General features: G+C 72.7%; 16 protein-coding genes and 1 pseudogene. 9 read left to right on the top strand and 8 right to left on the bottom strand.

Annotated elements, in window-relative coordinates; translation table 11 throughout:
• Positions 1-244 (top strand): annotated as a pseudogene (locus AB0E88_RS35005) (transcriptional regulator); the annotation flags it as partial.
• Between the two features lie 64 nt (positions 245-308).
• Here the strand turns inward: AB0E88_RS35005 and AB0E88_RS35000 are convergent.
• The 4 genes from AB0E88_RS35000 to AB0E88_RS34985 form a co-directional block, all read right to left on the bottom strand.
• Positions 309-2489: a 3-hydroxyacyl-CoA dehydrogenase NAD-binding domain-containing protein gene (locus tag AB0E88_RS35000; protein WP_361639023.1), complete on the bottom strand. Its 2181-nt coding sequence runs from the start codon at positions 2487-2489 to the stop codon at positions 309-311.
• 51 nt (positions 2490-2540) lie between these two features.
• Positions 2541-3755, bottom strand: a complete 1215-nt coding sequence (locus AB0E88_RS34995) for an acetyl-CoA C-acetyltransferase (protein WP_361639020.1) — start codon at positions 3753-3755, stop codon at positions 2541-2543.
• Positions 3752-4963, bottom strand: coding sequence for a CaiB/BaiF CoA-transferase family protein (locus tag AB0E88_RS34990; RefSeq protein ID WP_361639018.1), 1212 nt, complete (start codon positions 4961-4963; stop codon positions 3752-3754). Before AB0E88_RS34990 ends, AB0E88_RS34995 begins: the two co-directional genes overlap by 4 nt.
• Before the next feature lie 125 nt (positions 4964-5088).
• Positions 5089-5469 carry an MmcQ/YjbR family DNA-binding protein gene (locus tag AB0E88_RS34985; protein WP_361639015.1) on the bottom strand — a complete coding sequence of 127 codons (381 nt, stop codon included), beginning with the start codon at positions 5467-5469 and terminating at the stop codon, positions 5089-5091.
• A 114-nt stretch (positions 5470-5583) separates the two neighbouring features.
• Here AB0E88_RS34985 and AB0E88_RS34980 point away from each other — a divergent pair, with 114 nt between their 5' ends.
• The gene (locus tag AB0E88_RS34980; RefSeq protein WP_361639012.1) at positions 5584-6762 is read left to right on the top strand and encodes a saccharopine dehydrogenase NADP-binding domain-containing protein; all 1179 of its coding nucleotides are present in this window, start codon (positions 5584-5586) and stop codon (positions 6760-6762) included.
• Between the two features lie 102 nt (positions 6763-6864).
• Here AB0E88_RS34980 and AB0E88_RS34975 read toward each other — a convergent pair whose 3' ends face one another.
• Complete coding sequence (locus AB0E88_RS34975; RefSeq protein WP_361639009.1) at positions 6865-7011, bottom strand: hypothetical protein; 147 nt, start codon at positions 7009-7011, stop codon at positions 6865-6867.
• Positions 7012-7247: 236 nt separating this feature from the next.
• Here AB0E88_RS34975 and AB0E88_RS34970 point away from each other — a divergent pair, with 236 nt between their 5' ends.
• Positions 7248-7436: a hypothetical protein gene (locus AB0E88_RS34970; protein WP_361639007.1), complete on the top strand. Its 189-nt coding sequence runs from the start codon at positions 7248-7250 to the stop codon at positions 7434-7436.
• Here the strand turns inward: AB0E88_RS34970 and AB0E88_RS34965 are convergent.
• Positions 7397-8107 carry an endonuclease V gene (locus tag AB0E88_RS34965; protein WP_361639004.1) on the bottom strand — a complete coding sequence of 237 codons (711 nt, stop codon included), beginning with the start codon at positions 8105-8107 and terminating at the stop codon, positions 7397-7399. The two genes, AB0E88_RS34970 and AB0E88_RS34965, sit on opposite strands and share 40 nt — an antisense overlap.
• A 50-nt stretch (positions 8108-8157) precedes the next feature.
• Here AB0E88_RS34965 and AB0E88_RS34960 point away from each other — a divergent pair, with 50 nt between their 5' ends.
• Positions 8158-8454: a YciI family protein gene (locus AB0E88_RS34960; RefSeq protein ID WP_361639002.1), complete on the top strand. Its 297-nt coding sequence runs from the start codon at positions 8158-8160 to the stop codon at positions 8452-8454.
• Positions 8455-8464: 10 nt separating this feature from the next.
• Here AB0E88_RS34960 and AB0E88_RS34955 read toward each other — a convergent pair whose 3' ends face one another.
• Both AB0E88_RS34955 and AB0E88_RS34950 read right to left on the bottom strand, forming a co-directional pair.
• On the bottom strand, positions 8465-8803 hold the full coding sequence (locus AB0E88_RS34955) for a plasmid stabilization protein (protein ID WP_361638999.1): 339 nt from the start codon (positions 8801-8803) through the stop codon (positions 8465-8467).
• Positions 8804-8876: 73 nt separating this feature from the next.
• Positions 8877-9989 carry an oxidoreductase gene (locus tag AB0E88_RS34950; protein ID WP_361638996.1) on the bottom strand — a complete coding sequence of 371 codons (1113 nt, stop codon included), beginning with the start codon at positions 9987-9989 and terminating at the stop codon, positions 8877-8879.
• Positions 9990-10245: 256 nt separating this feature from the next.
• Between AB0E88_RS34950 and AB0E88_RS34945 the strand changes: the two genes are divergently transcribed.
• From AB0E88_RS34945 to AB0E88_RS34925, 5 genes are all read left to right on the top strand, one after another.
• Positions 10246-10662, top strand: coding sequence for an SsgA family sporulation/cell division regulator (locus AB0E88_RS34945; RefSeq protein WP_361638993.1), 417 nt, complete (start codon positions 10246-10248; stop codon positions 10660-10662).
• A gap of 353 nt (positions 10663-11015) precedes the next feature.
• On the top strand, positions 11016-12638 hold the full coding sequence (locus AB0E88_RS34940; RefSeq protein WP_361638990.1) for an ABC-F family ATP-binding cassette domain-containing protein: 1623 nt from the start codon (positions 11016-11018) through the stop codon (positions 12636-12638).
• Between the two features lie 10 nt (positions 12639-12648).
• Complete coding sequence (locus AB0E88_RS34935; RefSeq protein WP_361638987.1) at positions 12649-14907, top strand: excinuclease ABC subunit UvrA; 2259 nt, start codon at positions 12649-12651, stop codon at positions 14905-14907.
• 189 nt (positions 14908-15096) lie between these two features.
• Positions 15097-15873 (top strand): dimethylargininase, encoded by a 777-nt coding sequence (ddaH, locus tag AB0E88_RS34930; RefSeq protein ID WP_361638984.1) that lies wholly within the window; start codon positions 15097-15099, stop codon positions 15871-15873.
• A gap of 213 nt (positions 15874-16086) precedes the next feature.
• Entirely contained in the window at positions 16087-17061 is a 975-nt protein-coding gene (locus AB0E88_RS34925) for an acyl-ACP desaturase (protein ID WP_361638981.1), read from the top strand.
• Positions 17062-17249 lie beyond the last annotated feature (188 nt).

Raw genomic sequence — 17249 nt, 5'->3', positions numbered from 1 at the left:
GCTGGACGTCCCGGTGCCGCCGGCCACCGGCCCCGCCCCCCCCTGTGTGCTGACCCCGCACCCCCGCGCGGCCGCCGGGGTGCGGGGGGGGGGGCGGGGGGCGGGGGCGGGCCCCCGCGGCCCGCAGGACGTGAAGTCGCTGTCCGCCCATATGCACCCCCTGGTCGTGCAGGCCCTGCTCACGACCTTCCAGCGGTCGCTGCGCGAGGAACTGCGGGAGTGGCTGGACGGCGCCGAGGAGTGAGGCGCTGCCCCGGTACGGCGCCGAGGCGTGAGGTACTGCCCCGGCGGGCGTCCCGGGCGGCGGCTCAGCGGCCGTCCGTGAAGGTCTCCCCCCGCTCCGCCTTCTCCACCAGCAGCGCCGGCGGCGTGAAGCGCTCGCCGTAGCGCTCGGCCAGCTCACGCGCGCGTGCCACGAAGCCGGGCAGGCCGCCGTCGTAGCCGTTGATGTACTGGAGCACGCCGCCCGTCCAGCCCGGGAAGCCGATGCCGAGGATGGAGCCGATGTTGGCGTCGGCGACCGAGGTGAGCACGCCTTCCTCCAGCAGCCGGACGGTGTCCAGCGCCTCGGCGAACAGCATCCGCTCCTGCATGTCGCGGAACGGGATCTCGCGGCCCTCCTGCGAGAAGTGCTCACGCAGCCCCGGCCACAGCCGCAGCCGCTTGCCGTTCTCGTCGTACTCGTAGAAGCCGGCGCCGCCGCTGCGCCCGGTGCGGCCGAACTCGTCGACCATGCGGTCGATGACGGTCTCGGCGGGGTGCGCCGTCCAGGTGCCGCCCGACTCCTCCACGGCCCGCTTCGACTCGTTGCGGATCTTGCGGGGCAGCGTCAGCGTCAGGTCGTCCATCAGGGACAGCACCTTGGCCGGGTAGCCGGCCTGGGCCGCCGCCTGCTCCACCGATGCCGGCTCGATGCCCTCGCCGACCATGGCCACGCCTTCGTTGATGAAGTGGCCGATGACCCGCGAGGTGAAGAAGCCGCGCGAGTCGTTGACGACGATCGGCGTCTTGTTGATCTGCCGGACCAGGTCGAAGGCGCGGGCGAGGGCCTCGTCGCCGGTGCGCTCGCCCTTGATGATCTCCACCAGGGGCATCTTGTCGACCGGCGAGAAGAAGTGCAGCCCGATGAAGTCGCCCTGCCGCTCGACGCCCTCGGCGAGCTGGGTGATGGGCAGCGTGGAGGTGTTGGAGCACAGCAGCGCGTCCGGCGCGACGACGGACTCGATCTCCTGGAACACCTTGTGCTTCAGCGCGGTGTCCTCGAACACGGCCTCGATGACGGCGTCGCAGCCCGCGAGGTCGGCGACGTCGGCGGTGGGCGTGATGCGGGCGAGCAGCGCGTCCGCCTTCTCCCGCGTCGTACGGCCCTTGGCGACGGCCTTGGCGCACAGCTTCTCGGAGTAGCCCTTGCCCTTGACGGCGGCTTCCAGGGCGACGTCCTTGAGGACGACGTCGATGCCGGCGCGGGCGCAGGAGTAGGCGATGCCGGCGCCCATCATCCCGGCCCCGAGCACGGCGACCCTGCGGACCTTGCGGGGCTCGATGCCCTTGGGGCGGTTGGCGCCGGAGTTGACGGCCTGGAGGTCGAAGAAGAACGCCTGGATCATGTTCTTCGAGGTCTGGCCCGCGGCCAGCTCGACGAAGTAGCGCGCCTCGATGATCTGGGCGGTCTCGAAGTCGACCTGGGCGCCCTCGACGGCGGCGGCGAGGATGTTGCGCGGCGCCGGGTAGGGGGCGCCGTTCGTCTGCTTGCGCAGGCTGGCCGGGAAGGCCGGCAGGTTGGCGGCGAACTTCGGGTTCGCCGGGGTGCCGCCGGGGATGCGGTAGCCGGGGCGGTCCCAGGGCTGCTGGGACTCGGGGTGGGCGTCGATGAAGGCGCGGGCCCGCGCGATCAGCTCCTCGCGGCTGTCGACGACCTCGTCCACCAGGCCGTTGTCCAGGGCGCGGCGCGGGTTGTACTGGGTGCCCTGGAGGAGGACCTTCAGCAGGGCGTCGGTGATGCCGAGCAGCCGGACGGTGCGCACGACGCCGCCGCCTCCGGGCAGCAGGCCGAGGGTGACCTCCGGGCAGCCGATCTTGGAGCCGGGGGCGTCCAGGGCGACGCGGTGGTGGCAGGCCAGCGCGATCTCGTAGCCTCCGCCGAGGGCGGCGCCGTTGAGCGCGGCGACGACCGGCTTGCCGAGGGTCTCGATGCGGCGCAGGTTGCGCTTGATGGCCAGGCCGCCGTCGAAGAGGTCCTGTGCGGTCTCGGGGGTGACCCGGATGAGGTCGCGCAGGTCGCCGCCGGCGAAGAAGGTCTTCTTGGCGGAGGTGACGATGACGCCGCGGATGGCGTCCTTCTCCGCCTCCAGACGGTCGGCGACGGCGGCGAGCGAGTCGCGGAACGCCTGATTCATGGTGTTGGCGGACTGGTTCGGGTCGTCGAGGACGAGGGTGACGACGCCGGTGTCGTCCTGTTCCCAGCGGATGGTGGTGGGCTCAGTGCTCATGGAAGCTGCTCCGTGATGGTCCGTGATGGCCGTGGTGATCCGTTGGGAAGGTCAGACGCGCTCGACGATCGTGGCGATGCCCATGCCACCGCCGACGCACAGGGTGGTGAGGCCGTAGCGCTTGTCCTGGCGCTCCAGTTCGTCGACGAGGGTGCCGAGGATCATCGCGCCGGTCGCGCCCAGCGGGTGGCCCAGGGCGATGGCGCCGCCGTTGACGTTGACCTTGTCCAGCGACAGGCCCATGTCCCGCACGAAGCGCAGCACGACCGCCGCGAACGCCTCGTTGATCTCGACGAGGTCGATGTCGTCGATGGTCAGCCCGGCCTTGGCGAGGGCCTTGCGGGTGGCCGGGGCGGGGCCCGTGAGCATGATGGTGGGCTCGGAGCCGGAGACCGCGGCGGAGACGATCCGCGCGCGCGGGGTGAGGCCGTAGCGCTCGCCGACCTCCTGGGAGCCGATGGCGACGAGGGAAGCGCCGTCGACGATGCCGGAGGAGTTGCCGGCGTGGTGGACGTGGTCGATCTGCTCGACCCAGTGGTACTTCTGCAGCGCGACGGCGTCGAAGCCGCCGAGTTCGCCGATGTCCGCGAAGGACGGCTTGAGCTTCGCCAGGGAGTCGGCGGTGGTGCCGGGCCGCAGGTGCTCGTCGTGGTCGAGGACGACCAGGCCGCTGCGGTCCTTCACGGGCACGACGGACCGCTCGAAGCGGCCCTCCTTCCAGGCGGTGGCCGCGCGTTCCTGGGACAGGGCCGCGTACTCGTCGACGTCCCGGCGGGAGAAGCCCTCGATGGTGGCGATGAGGTCGGCGCCGATGCCCTGCGGCACGAAGTTGGTGGCGAGGTTGGTCATCGGGTCGTTGAACCAGGCGCCGCCGTCGGAGGCCATCGGCACCCGGGACATCGACTCGACACCGCCCGCGAGGACCAGGTCCTCCCATCCGGAACGGACCTTGGCGGCGGCCATGTTGACGGCCTCGAGGCCGGAGGCACAGAAGCGGTTCTCCTGCACGCCGGCGACCGTGTCGGGCAGGCCGGCGGCGATCGCGGCGATCCGCGCGATGTCGGAGCCCTGGTCGCCGACCGGGCCGACCACGCCGAGCACGATGTCGTCGACCGCCGCCGGGTCCAGGCCCGGGAAGCGGTCGCGGATCTCGTGGATGAGGCCGACGACCAGGTCGACGGGCTTGGTGCCGTGCAGGGAGCCGTTGGCCTTGCCGCGTCCGCGCGGGGTGCGGATCGCGTCGTACACGTACGCTTCGGTGCTCACGAGGAGGCCTTTCGCTGAGGGTCGGAGGAAGGCTGGGGGCGGGAGGAGGACGGGCGCAGCAGTTCGGGTACGTCCCAGTCGCGGGCCACGTCCGCGGTGTCGGCGCCGGGCTGTGCGGGGCCGCTGCGGATGGTGGCCGGGGTCGCGGAGAAGCGGGGCGCCGGGGCGGGCTGGGTGATACCGCCGTGGTCGGTGAAGGTGGATCGGGCGGCGAGGTGGGGGTGGCGCGGGGCCTCACCGAGCGACAGCACGGGTGCCACGCAGGCGTCGGAGCCCTCGAAGACGGCCGTCCACTCGTCCTGGGTGCGGGCCTTGAAGCGGGCGGCGATCGCCTCGCGCAGTTCGCCCCAGCGGGTGACGTCGTGCCGGGCCGGGGTCTCCTCGGGAAGGCCGAGCAGGTCCGTGAAGGCGTTGTAGAACTGCGGCTCCAGCGCGCCCACCGCCATGTACCGGCCGTCGGCGGTCTCGTAGGTGCCGTAGAAGGGGCAGCCGCCGTCGAGGAGGTTGGCGCCGCGCCGGTCCTGCCAGCCGCCGGCGGCGAGCATGCCGTGGATCATCGCCGACAGATGGGCGGTGCCGTCGACGATCGCGGCGTCGACGACCTGCCCGGTGCCGGACACGCGTGCGTGGTGCAGCGCGGCGAGGAGGCCGACGACGAGGTAGAGGGAGCCGCCCGCGTAGTCGCCGAGGAGGTTGGCCGGGGGCGGGGGCGGCTGGTCGGGGCCGCCGATCATGCCGAGGGCGCCGGTGACGGCGATGTAGCCGATGTCGTGGCCGGCGCGGTGGGCGAGCGGGCCGTGCTGGCCCCAGCCGGTCATGCGGCCGTAGACCAGCTGGGGGTTGCGCTCGTGGCAGGCGTCGGGGCCGACGCCGAGGCGCTCGGCGACGCCGGGGCGGTAGCCCTCGACGAGGAGGTCGGCGCGGGCGGCCAGGGCGAGGACGCGCTCCGGGCCGTCCGGATCCTTCAGGTCGACGACCACCGAGCGCTTGTTGCGGTTGGTGACGTCGCAGGCCGGGTCGATGCCGAGGCCGGGACCGCCGGGCCGGTCGACGCGGACCACGTCGGCGCCGAGGTCGGCCAGGAGCATGGCGGCGAACGGACCGGGGCCGATCCCGGCCAGCTCCACCACGCGCACGCCGGTCAGCGGCCCGGACCCGGGCGTCGTCGGGACCGGACCGTGGGCGGGCGTCGTCGGTGCCGTGGCCATCCAGCCCCCTCGCTGTGACACAACCGATGTAACACCAGTGATGCTAAGAACGTGTTCCACCGGGCACAAGACCCGGACGAGCAAGCGCTTAGCCAATTATGGGCGGGGTGCGGCGGGAGTGCGCTTCACGTGCCGTCCAGCTCGGCGACGAGCCGCTTGGGCGCGAGGGCGCGGTAGCTCTCCTCCACCCAGTCGCACAGCAGCTCGGCGGCGGGGGCACCCGGTTCCTCCAGCGGAACGCGCACCCAGCCCGCTCTGCCGAGGCCGTATCCGGCGGGTTCGGCGCCCGGAGAGGCCAGGGCGTGGGCGTGGGCCGCCTCGTCCGTGAGCTTCACGGTCACCGCCATGGGGTGACTCCCGTCGTCGACGCCGAGGAAGACGAACACCTTCTTGTTCACCTTGGCGACCGTCTCGCCCCAGGGGAACTCCTCGACCGCACCCGGCAGGGACAGGGCGAAGCCGCGCACTTTCCCCCACGTCAGGTGGGCACTTCCAGCCACGGCCATCCGCCACCTCCGGCCTCGTCGTCCGCTCGCGCACTCCTCACGCTAGCCTCGGCCACCGACAGCGGCACGGCCGAACGAGACGACGGCGGGCTGCCGAACGAGGCGAGGGGTGTCATGAGCAGGCTGAACAGGACCGACCGTCCGTACGACATCGTGCTCTTCGGAGCCACCGGCTTCGTCGGGACGCTCACCGCGGAGTACCTCGCCGCGCACGCGCCCGAGGACCTGCGCTGGGCGGTGGCCGGGCGGGACACGTCGAAACTGGACCGGCTGCGGGAACGGCTGCCCGGCGGTGAGCGGATCGGGGTGCTGCGCGCCGACGTCGCCGACGCCGCGTCGCTGCGGGAACTCGCCGAGCAGGCGCGCGTGGTGGCGTCCACGGTCGGGCCGTACATCCGTTACGGCGAGCAGCTCGTCGCCGCCTGCGCGGACACCGGTGCCGACTATCTCGACCTCACCGGCGAGCCGGAGTTCGTGGACCTGATGTACGTCCGGCACGACGCACGCGCGCGGGAGACGGGTGCGCGCCTGGTGCACGCGTGCGGCTTCGACTCCGTACCGCACGACCTGGGCGTGCTGTTCACGGTGGGGCAGCTGCCGCCGGACGTGCCGCTGACGGTGGACGGCTTCGTGTCCGTCGACGCGGCCTTCTCGGGCGGGACCCTGTCCTCGGCGCTGAACCAGTTCGCGCGGGGCCGGCAGATGGTGACGGCGGCCCGGGACCGCGCGCGGCACGAGCCGCGGCTGGTGGGCCGCCGGGCGACCGCCCCGATCGGCGCGCCGCACTACGCGCGCGAGATCGGCGCGTGGGCGCTTCCGCTGCCGACCATCGACCCGCAGGTCGTCCAGCGGTCGGCGCGGTCCCTGGACCGCTACGGGCCCGACTTCCGTTACCGCCACTACGCGGCCGTGCGCCGGCTGCCGGTCGCGGCCGGCGGGGTGGCGGCCGTGGGCGCGGTCGCGGTGGCCGCCCAAGTGCCGCCCGCGCGGCGCTGGTTGTCGGACCGGGTGCGTCCGGGCGAGGGGCCGGACGCCGAGAAGCGGGCCCGCAGCTGGTTCCGGGTGCGCTTCGTCGGCGAGGGCGGCGGCCGGCGGGTCTTCACCGAGGTGTCGGGCGGCGACCCCGGCTACGGCGAGACCGCGAAGATCCTCGCCGAGGCGGCCCTGTCCCTGGCCTTCGACGACCTGCCGCCGACGTCCGGTCAGGTCACCACGGCGGTGGCGATGGGCGAGGCGCTGACCGAACGGCTGCGGGCGGCGGGCATCGTCTTCCGGGTCGCCGCACACCGCTAGGCAGGCGGCCGGAACCGGGGGTGGCCCACAGCGGCCGGGACCGGGGTGGCCCTCGGCGGCCGGGGCCGGGGGTGCCCTCCAGCGGCCGGGACCGGTGGTGTCCTACAGCGGCCAGCTCACCACCGTGTAGATCATCCCGCAGATCCACGCCAGTCCGGCGAGCACGGCGAGGACGAGCGCGGCGTTCACGGCGCGCTCGACGGGCCGGGCGGGGTCGTCGAGGGGCTTGGCGGCGCGATGTGTCGTCATGCGGGCCAGCCTTCCGGCCGCGGGCCCGCGGCACATCCGTACGCGTACTCAGAGCGCGTACCAGTGGGCGTACTCAGTGGGCTGCTCGGCGGGTGTGCTCAGCGGCCGTACCGAGGGCACCTGCCCGGGCGCCCCCCATGCACCCCGCTTTGAGGCTTTCACCGGCAGCAGAGCCGTGATCCGGGCCTGCCGTCGGCGAAAGTCTCACAGGGGACGTCAGTGAAACGATGGAAGGCATGAGATTCCTTCTCGACATCACCCTGGACGAGGCGGCCGGCAGCGAGGACAAGGCGCGGGAGCTGAGCCGGATCCTGCGGTACTGGGCCGGAAACGTCCGCCACTACCCGCTGGAGACCGGCGACGGGTCGGCCGTGTACGACGCGGACTACAAGGAGGTGGGTGCCTGGCGGGTCGTCGCCTCCTGAAGCGCCCGGCGGCACAGCGCGTCGGCCCGGCGGGTCGTCTCCGGCAGCCGGTAGGCCGGCGTCAGCGCCAGCGTGTGGGCGCAGGCGCCGGCGAGGCTCACGCGGTGGCCCACGGACACGAACACCGGCTTGACGCCGTCGCGGGTGCGCAACGCCCGGCCGACCTCCTCCGCGCCGGCCAGGAGCGGCGAGGACGAGCCGCGCGGCGCGTCCGGTTCGTCGTGGGTGAAGGTGAACGGGTTCTTGGCGACGCCGATGGTCGGCAGCCCGGTGAGCACGCCGAGATGGCTGGCGAGCCCGAAGCGGCGGGGGTGGGCGAGGCCGTAGCCGTCGCAGACGACCAGGCCCGGCGGGCAGGGCAGCGCGTCCAGGGCGGCCAGCACCGTGGGAAGCTCGCGGAAGGCGAGCAGCCCCGGCACGTACGGGAACGAGATGGGGCCGACGGCGGTGGTCTCGGCGACGACGTCGAGGGTCGCGGCGTCCAGGACGACGGCCGCCGCGGCGACGAGGTCGCGTTCGTCGTCGTAGGCCACGTCGACGCCGGTGACGTGCCCGGTACCGGGCTGCGGCCCGGGCTCGTCGAGCACCACCTGGGCCCGCAGCTCGTCCTGGACGGCACGGGCCTCTTCCTCGGTCGCGGGCCAGCCCGCGGGAACGCTCACGGTCGTCATGATGACCATGAGCCTACGGCGCCGCGGCGAGCGGGCGTAGGCTCCTGATCATGTTCGTGATGGAGCTGATCTACACCGCCCCTCTCGAGGCCGTCGACGCCGTCCTGGAGGACCATGTCGTCTGGCTGGACGAGCTGTACGCCCAGGGGCACGTCCTGGCCTCCGGACGCAAGGAGCCCCGCGACGGCGGGGTGATCATCGCCGTCGCGGGGGACCGCGCGCGGATGGAGGCGATCGCCGCGGGCGACCCCTTCGTCGCCGCGGGCGTCTGCGAGTACCGCATCACCGAGTTCATCGCCACGAAGACGGCGCCGGAGCTGGAGCGCCACCGCGAGACCCTCGGCTGAGCGGTCCCGCTCACTTGCCCAGGGCGCGCTGCAGCTCGCTCTTGTTCATGTTCGAACGGCCCTGGATGTCGCGGCGCTTGGCCTCCTCGTACAGCTGGTCGTAGGTCTGTCCCTGGGAGCCCTGGCTCTGGGAACCCTTGCCGGACCGCTGGCCGCCCCGCTTCGAGGGCGACGGTCCCTTGGTGGAGGAGCGGCTGGCGGTCTTGGACTCGCCGGAGCGGGCGCGTTCCTTGTTGACGGTCCGTGCGGCCATCTCCTTGGCGCGCCCGCTGCTCGCACCGCGCTCCTCGGCGCTCTCCTTGATGTGTTCGTACTGGCGTTCCCGCTTGGGGCTGGAACCGCGTGGCATGTGCGTTCACTTCCTTCCGGGTGCGGTCCCCGAGTACCCCCATTGCACCCGAATCCGCTCTCCGGGGCCCGTTTCAGGGCTCCATGCGGGCCACACGCCCCTGCTCGCCTGCGGCCCAACACGCCCGGTCCGCCGCGCAGTCCACGGTGTCGTACGACCCGGAGTCGACGGTGCGCCAGGTGCGGCCGCCGTCCGTCGTCAGGTCGGTCCCGGTGGGGCCGACGGCGAGGGCGGCGGCGCGGCTGTGCGGGAGCCAGGCGGCACCGGAGCGATAGGCGGGCGGCGGGTGGTCGGCCGGGCGCCAGGTGCGGCCGCCGTCGGCGGTCACCGCCGCCGCGAGCGGCGAGGACTGCTCGGGGCGGTAGTCGCCGCCGACGGCGAGTCCGTGGGCGCGGTCGCGGAAGGCGAGCGCGAAGACCCCGCGGGCCGGGTCGCCGGCCGGGACGGGTGCCTCGGCGGCGGTCCAGGTCAGGCCGCGGTCGGCGGAGTGCAGCACGCGCGCGTGGGCCGCTCCGCCGGTGGCCAGCCAGACGTCCTGAGGCCCGGACGTGACCAGGCACTGGCCGCTCGCCGCGAAGCCGGCCTCGCCCTCCAGGGCAGTGGGCATGCCGCGCGCGGGGAGCACCGTCCAGGAGCGGCCGCCGTCACGGGTGGACAGGACGCGGAACCGCCCGTCGACCGGGTCGCTCATCGCCAGGCCGTGCCGGTGGTCGAAGAAGGCGAGGCAGTCGTAGAACGCCTTCGGGTCGGTGTTGCGGAAGGACTCCGTCCAGGTCGCGCCGCCGTCCTCGGTGCGGTAGACGCGGGATGCCTCGCCCTCGCCGATCGCCAGGACCACGGCACGCCGCGCGTCGAACGCCTCGACGTCACGGAACTGCAGCTCGCCGGCGCCGGGCGGGGAGACGTCGCGCCAGTGCGCCCCGCCGTCGGCCGTACGCAGCACGGTCCCCCGGGTGCCGGCCACCCACGCGGTGTCCCGGTCGACGGCGGCCAGCCCGCGGAAGCGTACGGAGGGCGCACCGGTGTCCTTGAGCGCCCAGTGGGGCGTGCCGTGTGCGCCGTCGTGCGCCTGCGCCGGGGCGGCGGCCAGGGCGGCGAGCACCGCCGCGCACAGCGCTCCCGAGGCGGTCCTGCGGCCCTTGCGGCCCTTGGGTCCCCTGCTCCTCTTGCCCCTCGCGATCCTCATGGCGGGCGAAGCTAGCCGACCGCCCGGATGCCGTCCAGAGCGCGGCCCGCCCCGGGCACCCTCCCCGAGTGACCGCCTCAAGTGACCTTCCCGGCACACCGGAAGCAGTCGGACACTGCCGTGCATGAAGGCGGTGACAGAGGTCACTCGCTCTGTGTGTGCACGGATCGGCCGGTTCCGTCGTCTCTTGAAGTGACCGGCCTCATCCGCCCCCTCCGCCCGTCCATCCGTCCAGCCGTCACAAGGGAGCAAGGCGTTGTCCACCGTCATCGAGCAGCCCGTTCAGGCACGTCTCGTCGCCGCCGCGCCCCGGATGCCGAACATCCCCGCCACGCTGCACTACGACCGCCGGGACCCGTTCGCGGTCCGGATGACCTTCCCCGCGCCGGCCACCCTGGAGGGCGTCGAGGTGTGCTGGACCTTCTCCCGAGAGCTGCTCACGGCCGGCCTGGAGACCCCGGAGGGCCACGGCGACGTCCGTGTGCGGCCGTACGGCTTCGACCGCACGGTCCTCGAGTTCCACGCCCCCGAGGGCACGGCCGTCGTCCATGTCCGCACCGGGGAGATCCAGCGCTTTCTGCGGGCCACGAGCGAGTTGGTGCCGGTGGGCCTGGAGCACCTGCAGCTCGACCTGGACCACGGCCTGGCGGAGCTGATGCGGGACGCCTGCTAGGCGCTGCACGCCCGCCGGGGGCGCCACGCATCCGCGCGGGCGCCTCCCCCGGTCCCTCCCCCCCCCGGGGGTCCGCCGTTTTTGTTCGTTGACAGCGCCACACCCCTCTTGTACGCTGTACAGCGGTTCTGTTGCCGTCGATTGGAGAAGGACGTTGCTCGTCTGAGGTCCTGAGACACCGCGCCACACCCGTGAGGTGTGTGCGTAGCGTGCGACCTCGGCATACGAGCCGTCCCCCGGCGCAGGGCCTCGCTGTTTCCCCACGCCTTCCCGGACCCTCTGCGGTCGCCGTCTCGCGGTGTCTCGATACGCGTTTGCCCTTCCTTTTCGTGTACGAGCAACCGCGAGGTCCCATGTCTGCATCCCTCACCTGCACTTCCCTTTCTTTCGCCTGGCCCGACGGCACGGTCGTCCTCGACGGCCTCGACGCCTCCTTCGGCCCCGGCCGCACCGGGCTGGTCGGCGTCAACGGGTCGGGAAAGTCCACCCTGTTGAAGCTGATCGCCGGGGAGCTGACCCCCACCGACGGAGCCGTACGCGTCGCCGGGGAGGTCGGCTACCTGCCGCAGAACATCACCCTCGACACCGCCCTGCGCGTCGACGAGGCGCTCGGCATCGCAGCACAGCGCGCCGCGCTGCACGCCATCGAGGCCGGTGACGCCGCCGAGGAGCACTTCGAGACCATCGGCGACGACTGGGACGTCGAGGAGCGCGCGCTGGCCACCCTCGGTGAACTCGGCCTCGGCCACGTCACGTTGGACCGCACCGTCGGCGAGGTGTCGGGCGGCGAGTCCGTACTGCTGCGGCTGGCCGCGCTGCTGCTGCGCCGGCCGGAGGTACTGCTGCTGGACGAACCGACCAACAACCTCGACCTGTACGCCCGCCGCCGGCTGTACGCGGCCGTGGAGTCCTGGCCGGGCGTGATGGTCGTGGTGAGCCACGACCGCGAACTGCTGGAGCGGGTCGACCAGATCGCCGACCTGCGCGGCGGGGAGATCACCTGGTACGGCGGCAGCTTCTCGGCCTACGAGGAGGCGCTCGCCGTGGAGCAGGAGGCCGCCGAGCGCATGGTGCGCGTGGCGGAGTCCGATCTGCGCAAGCAGAAGCGCGAACTGGCCGACGCCCAGATCAAACTGGCCCGCCGCAAGCGGTACGGACAGAAGATGTGGGACACCAAGCGTGAGCCGAAGATCGTCATGGGGGCACGCAAGCGCGCGGCGCAGGAGGCCGCGGGCAAGCACCGCATCATGCACGAGGAGAAGCTCAGCGAGGCCAGGGAGCGGCTCGACGAGGCCGTGGAGGCCGTACGGGACGACGACGAGATCCGCGTCGACCTGCCGTACACCGCCGTCCCCGCCGGCCGCGGCGTGCTGAGCCTGCGGGATCTGGAACTGGCCTACGGCGCGCGCGTCCAGGGCGGCTTCGATCTGTACGGTCCGGAGCGGATCGCGCTGATCGGGCGCAACGGCGCGGGCAAGACCACGCTGCTGCGTACGATCACGGGCGAACTCGCGCCGGTGTCGGGCGAGGCGACGGCACACGTCCCGCTGCGTTTCCTGCCGCAGCGCCTCGACGTCCTGGACGGTGAACTGACCGTCGCGCAGAACGTGGCCCGGTTCGCGCCGGGCGCCTCCAACAACCGGATCCGGGCGCAGCTCGCCCGGTTCCTGTTCCGGGGCGCCCGCGCCGACCAGCAGGCGGCCACGCTGTCCGGCGGCGAGCGTTTCAGGGCGACCCTGGCCGCGCTGATGCTCGCCGAGCCCGCCCCGCAGCTGCTGATGCTGGACGAGCCGACGAACAACCTCGACATGGCGAGCGTCCGGCAGCTCACCACCGCGCTGGAGTCCTACGAGGGCGCGCTGATCGTGGCCAGCCACGACCTGCCGTTCCTGGAGTCCATCGGCATCACACGCTGGCTGATGCTCGACGGAGAACTGAAGGAAATCACGCCAGAAGCTGTCGGGTATCCCGCCTAGCGTCGAGGGCATGCGCGACTACATCACCCTCACCGGAGCCAGGGAGAACAACCTCAAGGACGTCACCCTCCGCATCCCGAAAGGCCGGCTGACCGTGTTCACCGGCCTTTCGGGATCGGGCAAGTCGTCGCTCGTCTTCGACACGATCGCCGTGGAGTCGCAACGCCAGCTGAACGAGACGTACACCTGGTTCGTGCGCAACCGGCTGCCCAAGGCCGAGCGCCCGCGCGCGGACGCCATGGAGGACCTGTCCCCCGCCATCGTCGTCGACCAGCGGCCGGTCGGCGGCCACTCGCGGTCCACCGTCGGCACGATGACCGACATCTACGCGGTGATCCGGGTGCTGTTCTCCCGGTGCGGCACCCCGAGCGCCGGCGAGGCGTCGGCGTACTCCTTCAACGACCCGTCCGGCATGTGCCCGCAGTGCCACGGGCTCGGTCGCACGGTGCGGCCCGCCTGGGACCGCATCCTCGATCCCACCCGCTCCCTCGCGGGCGGTGCGATCCTCTTCCCGCCGTTCGCCGCGGGCACCTGGCAGGGGCAGACGTACACCAACACCGCGGATCTGGACGTGCACAAACCGGTCGGCGAGTTCACCGACGCCGAGCGGGAGTTCCTGCTGCGCGGGCGCGGCACGCGCGTGAACGTCGACAACACCGGCGGGTCGCGCGCCATCGACTACGAGGGCCTGGCCGACCGCTTCGAACGGCTCTACCTCAACCGGGACCTGTCCGCGCTCAGCACGCGCACCCGCGAGACGGTGGAGCGCTTCCTCACCGAGGACACCTGTCCGCGCTGCGCGGGCGCCCGGCTCGGCGAGGCCGCGCTGGCCACCCGGATCCGCGGCCGGTCCATCGCGGACTGCACGCGCATGCAGGTCACCGACCTCGTCGCCGTACTGAGGGAGCTCGACGACGATCCGCTCGCCGCGCCGATCGCGCGGGCCGCGGTCACGGCGCTGGAGCGGATCGAGGCGATCGGCCTCGGCTATCTGAGCCTCGACCGGGAGACGTCGACGCTGTCCGGCGGCGAGGGCCAGCGGCTGAAGACCGTACGGCACCTCGGCTCCAGCCTGACCGGGATGACGTACATCTTCGACGAGCCCAGCGTCGGGCTGCACCCGCGCGATGTCCATCGCCTCGGCGACCTGCTGCTGCGGCTGCGGGACAAGGGCAACACCGTGCTGGTCGTCGAGCACGACCGGGACGTCATCGCGCTGGCCGACCATGTCGTCGACATGGGTCCCGGGGCCGGCACCGACGGCGGGCGCGTGGTGTTCGAGGGCACGCCGCGCCGGCTGGCCGCCGCGGGGACGGCCACCGGGCGCTGTCTGCGGCGCCGGACGACGCTCAAGGAGCGGGTGCGGCGGGCGGACGGCGGGCTGTGGGTGAAGGGCGCGAGCCGGCACAACCTGCGTGAGGTGACGGTGGAGTTCCCCACCGGGGTGCTGACCGCGGTCACGGGGGTCGCCGGATCGGGCAAGTCGACGCTGGTCGCGGAGTTCACCGCCGCCCATCCGGACGCCGTGGTGGTCGACCAGTCCTCCATCGGTGTCTCCGCGCGCTCCACGCCGGCGACGTACCTGGGGATCATGGACACGGTACGGCGGGTCTTCGCGCGTGCGACGCACAGCGAGCCGGGGCTGTTCAGCTTCAACTCCACAGGGGCGTGCCCGGCGTGCGAGGGGCGCGGGGTGCTGTACACGGACCTCGCGTTCATGGACCCGGTGACGACCACCTGCCCCGAGTGCGGCGGCCGGCGCTTCCGGGAGGAGGTGCTGCGGCTGACGGTGGACGGGCGCTCGATCGCCGACGTACTGGCGATGACCGCCGGGCAGGCGCTGGACTTCTTCGACGACGGCGCGGTGCGCCGGCGGCTGAGCGCCCTGCGCGACGTCGGCCTCACCTACCTGGCGCTCGGGCAGCCGCTGTCCACGCTGTCCGGCGGCGAACGGCAGCGGCTGAAGCTCGCGACCCGCCTGCACCGCACCGGCGCGGTGTACGTGCTGGACGAGCCCACGACCGGTCTGCACATGGCCGACGTGGACGGGCTGCTCGCACTCCTGGACCGGCTGGTGGACGGCGGCAACACGGTCGTGGTCGTGGAGCACGACCTCGATGTGGTGGCCCACGCCGACTGGGTGATCGACCTGGGTCCGGACGGCGGCCGGGACGGCGGCCGGGTCGTCTTCGAGGGCACCCCCCGCAGGCTCCTCACCGACCGCACCTCGGTGACGGCGGAGTACCTCCGGCGGGCCACGGCCCGCTGAACCGGTGGTGCGGCGGCTCAGCCGCACGACGGGCGCGCCCCCGGCGCTCGGGAGCGGCCGGTGACGGGGTTACGCCCTGGTAACCCCTCCCCACCCGGGGTTTCGCCGAGCACGCCTCGCCCTGCATCATGGCGGACCGGCGCCGCATGATGGCCCCAGGAACCACCCGCCGATACGGAGACCACGCTCGTGCCCAGCAAGAAGGCCCTCGTCCGCCGCCCCAGCCCCCGCCTCGCCGAAGGCCTGGTGACGCACATCGAGCGGGAGAAGGTCGACGCCGAGCTGGCGGTCGAGCAGTGGGAGGCGTACGTCGCCGCACTGCGCGCGCACGGCTGGGAGACGATCGAGGTCGACCCGGCCGACGACTGCCCCGACTCGGTGTTCGTCGAGGACACGGTGGTCATGTACAAGAACGTCGCCCTCATCACCCGCCCCGGCGCCGAGTCCCGCCGCCCGGAGACCGCCGGCGTCGAGGAGGCCGTGGCGCGGCTCGGCTGCTCGGTGAACTGGGTCTGGGAGCCCGGCACGCTGGACGGCGGCGACGTGCTGAAGATCGGCGACACGATCTACGTGGGCCGGGGCGGGCGCACCGACGCGGCCGGGGTGCAGCAGGTGCGGGCCGCCTTCGAGCCGCTGGGCGCGCGCGTGGTCGCCGTGCCCGTGAGCAAGGTGCTGCACCTGAAGTCGGCGGTGACCGCGCTGCCGGACGGCACGGTGATCGGGCACATCCCGAAGGTGGACCGGCCGGCGCTGTTCCCTCGGTTCCTGTCGGTGCCGGAGGAGTCCGGGGCGCATGTGGTGCTGCTCGGCGGTGCGACGCTGCTGATGGCGTCGAGCGCGCCGCGGACCGCGGATCTGCTCACCGACCTCGGTTTCGAGGTGGTCGCGGTGGACATCAGCGAGTTCGAGAAGCTCGAGGGCTGTGTGACATGCCTCTCGGTCCGCCTGCGGGAGCTGTACTCCTGACGGGTGGAGGCCTCACCCTTACGGCCCCGGGATCAGCGGATTCCGGGGCCGTGGCGTCTTTGCGGCGAGGCTGCACGACGGTGCTGATCAGCAGTGTTTACGACACCCTTAACCTACGGTTACGTAACCTACGGACTCGTAGCCTACGATTCCGTAGGTTCCGGCGCCGCACCGCCGGAGGCTTCCGCTCCGTTACGTCCCCCTGGAGTATCCGTGACGATCACCTCGACGCACCTCGGCAGTTCTGCCGGCTGGACCGACGCCCGGCTGCTGTACGCACTGGAGGAAGTGGTCGAGAAGGAACTGAACCGGCATCTGCAGGTCGCCAAGGACTGGATGCCGCACGAGTACGTGCCGTGGAGTGACGGCCGCAACTTCCCCGGCCTCTTCGAGGACGGCGAGGCCTGGGACAAGGAGCAGTCCAAGGTCACCGAGATCGGCCGGATCGCGCTCGTGGTGAACCTCCTGACGGAGGACAACCTGCCGAGCTACCACCACGAGATCGCCTCGCTCTTCGGCCGGGACGGCGCCTGGGGCACCTGGGTGCACCGCTGGACCGCCGAGGAGGGCCGGCACGGCATCGTGATGCGGGACTACCTGCTCACCTCGCGCGCGGTCGACCCGGACAAGCTCGAGCAGTTCCGCATGGCGCACATGAGCGAGGGCTTCGAGTCCGACAACCGGCACTCGATGCTGCACTCGGTCGCCTACGTCGCCTTCCAGGAGCTGGCCACCCGCATCTCGCACCGCAACACCGGCCACCAGTCCGGTGACCCGGTGTGCGACCGCATGCTGGCGCGCATCGCGACCGACGAGAACCTCCACATGGTCTTCTACCGCAACCTGCTCAAGGCGGCCTTCGAGATAGCGCCCGACCTCACCATGCAGGCCGTGCGCGACGTGGTGGTCGACTTCCGCATGCCCGGCCACGGCATCCCCGGCTTCGAGCGGGCCGCGGCGCAGATGGCCATCGGCGGCGTGTACAACGTGCGCATCCACCACGACGACGTCCTGCAGCCCGTGCTGCGCCACCTGAAGGTCCTGGAGATCGACGGTCTCGGCCCCGAGGGCCTGCAGGCCCAGGAGGAACTCGGGCTCTACATGGGCGGCCTGAACGACGAGGCGACGAAGTTCGACGAGAAGCTCGCCGCGCGCCGGGCGCGGATGGCGGCGCGCGCGAGCGCCTGACCCCACGGCGCGGGGCCGCGCGGTCGGCGAGCGGGGGGGGGCCCGGCGGCCGTGCCCCCCCCCCCCCGGGCGGGGGGGAGCCGACCCCGCCCCCCCGGGGCCCCCGCGCCCCCCCCCGCCCCCCCCCGCCCGGGGGGAAAACCCCCAACCCCACAAAAACAAAACCCCGCCCCCCCGGGGGGGCGCGG

Source organism: Streptomyces sp. NPDC028635, assembly GCF_040637635.1.
Classification (GTDB): Bacteria; Actinomycetota; Actinomycetes; order Streptomycetales; family Streptomycetaceae; genus Streptomyces.
This window is presented reverse-complemented; position numbering and strand designations above follow the sequence as displayed.

Bases quoted from the DNA above. Each gene is read 5' to 3' on its own strand.
- AB0E88_RS35000 (WP_361639023.1), bottom strand. From the start codon at position 2,489: ATGAGCACTGAGCCCACCACCATCCGCTGGGAACAGGACGACACCGGC.
- AB0E88_RS34990 (WP_361639018.1), bottom strand. From the start codon at position 4,963: ATGGCCACGGCACCGACGACGCCCGCCCACGGTCCGGTCCCGACGACG.
- AB0E88_RS34985 (WP_361639015.1), bottom strand. From the start codon at position 5,469: ATGGCCGTGGCTGGAAGTGCCCACCTGACGTGGGGGAAAGTGCGCGGC.
- AB0E88_RS34980 (WP_361639012.1), top strand. From the start codon at position 5,584: ATGAGCAGGCTGAACAGGACCGACCGTCCGTACGACATCGTGCTCTTC.
- AB0E88_RS34975 (WP_361639009.1), bottom strand. From the start codon at position 7,011: ATGACGACACATCGCGCCGCCAAGCCCCTCGACGACCCCGCCCGGCCC.
- AB0E88_RS34970 (WP_361639007.1), top strand. From the start codon at position 7,248: ATGAGATTCCTTCTCGACATCACCCTGGACGAGGCGGCCGGCAGCGAG.
- AB0E88_RS34965 (WP_361639004.1), bottom strand. From the start codon at position 8,107: ATGACGACCGTGAGCGTTCCCGCGGGCTGGCCCGCGACCGAGGAAGAG.
- AB0E88_RS34960 (WP_361639002.1), top strand. From the start codon at position 8,158: ATGTTCGTGATGGAGCTGATCTACACCGCCCCTCTCGAGGCCGTCGAC.
- AB0E88_RS34955 (WP_361638999.1), bottom strand. From the start codon at position 8,803: ATGCCACGCGGTTCCAGCCCCAAGCGGGAACGCCAGTACGAACACATC.
- AB0E88_RS34950 (WP_361638996.1), bottom strand. From the start codon at position 9,989: ATGAGGATCGCGAGGGGCAAGAGGAGCAGGGGACCCAAGGGCCGCAAG.
- AB0E88_RS34940 (WP_361638990.1), top strand. From the start codon at position 11,016: ATGTCTGCATCCCTCACCTGCACTTCCCTTTCTTTCGCCTGGCCCGAC.
- AB0E88_RS34935 (WP_361638987.1), top strand. From the start codon at position 12,649: ATGCGCGACTACATCACCCTCACCGGAGCCAGGGAGAACAACCTCAAG.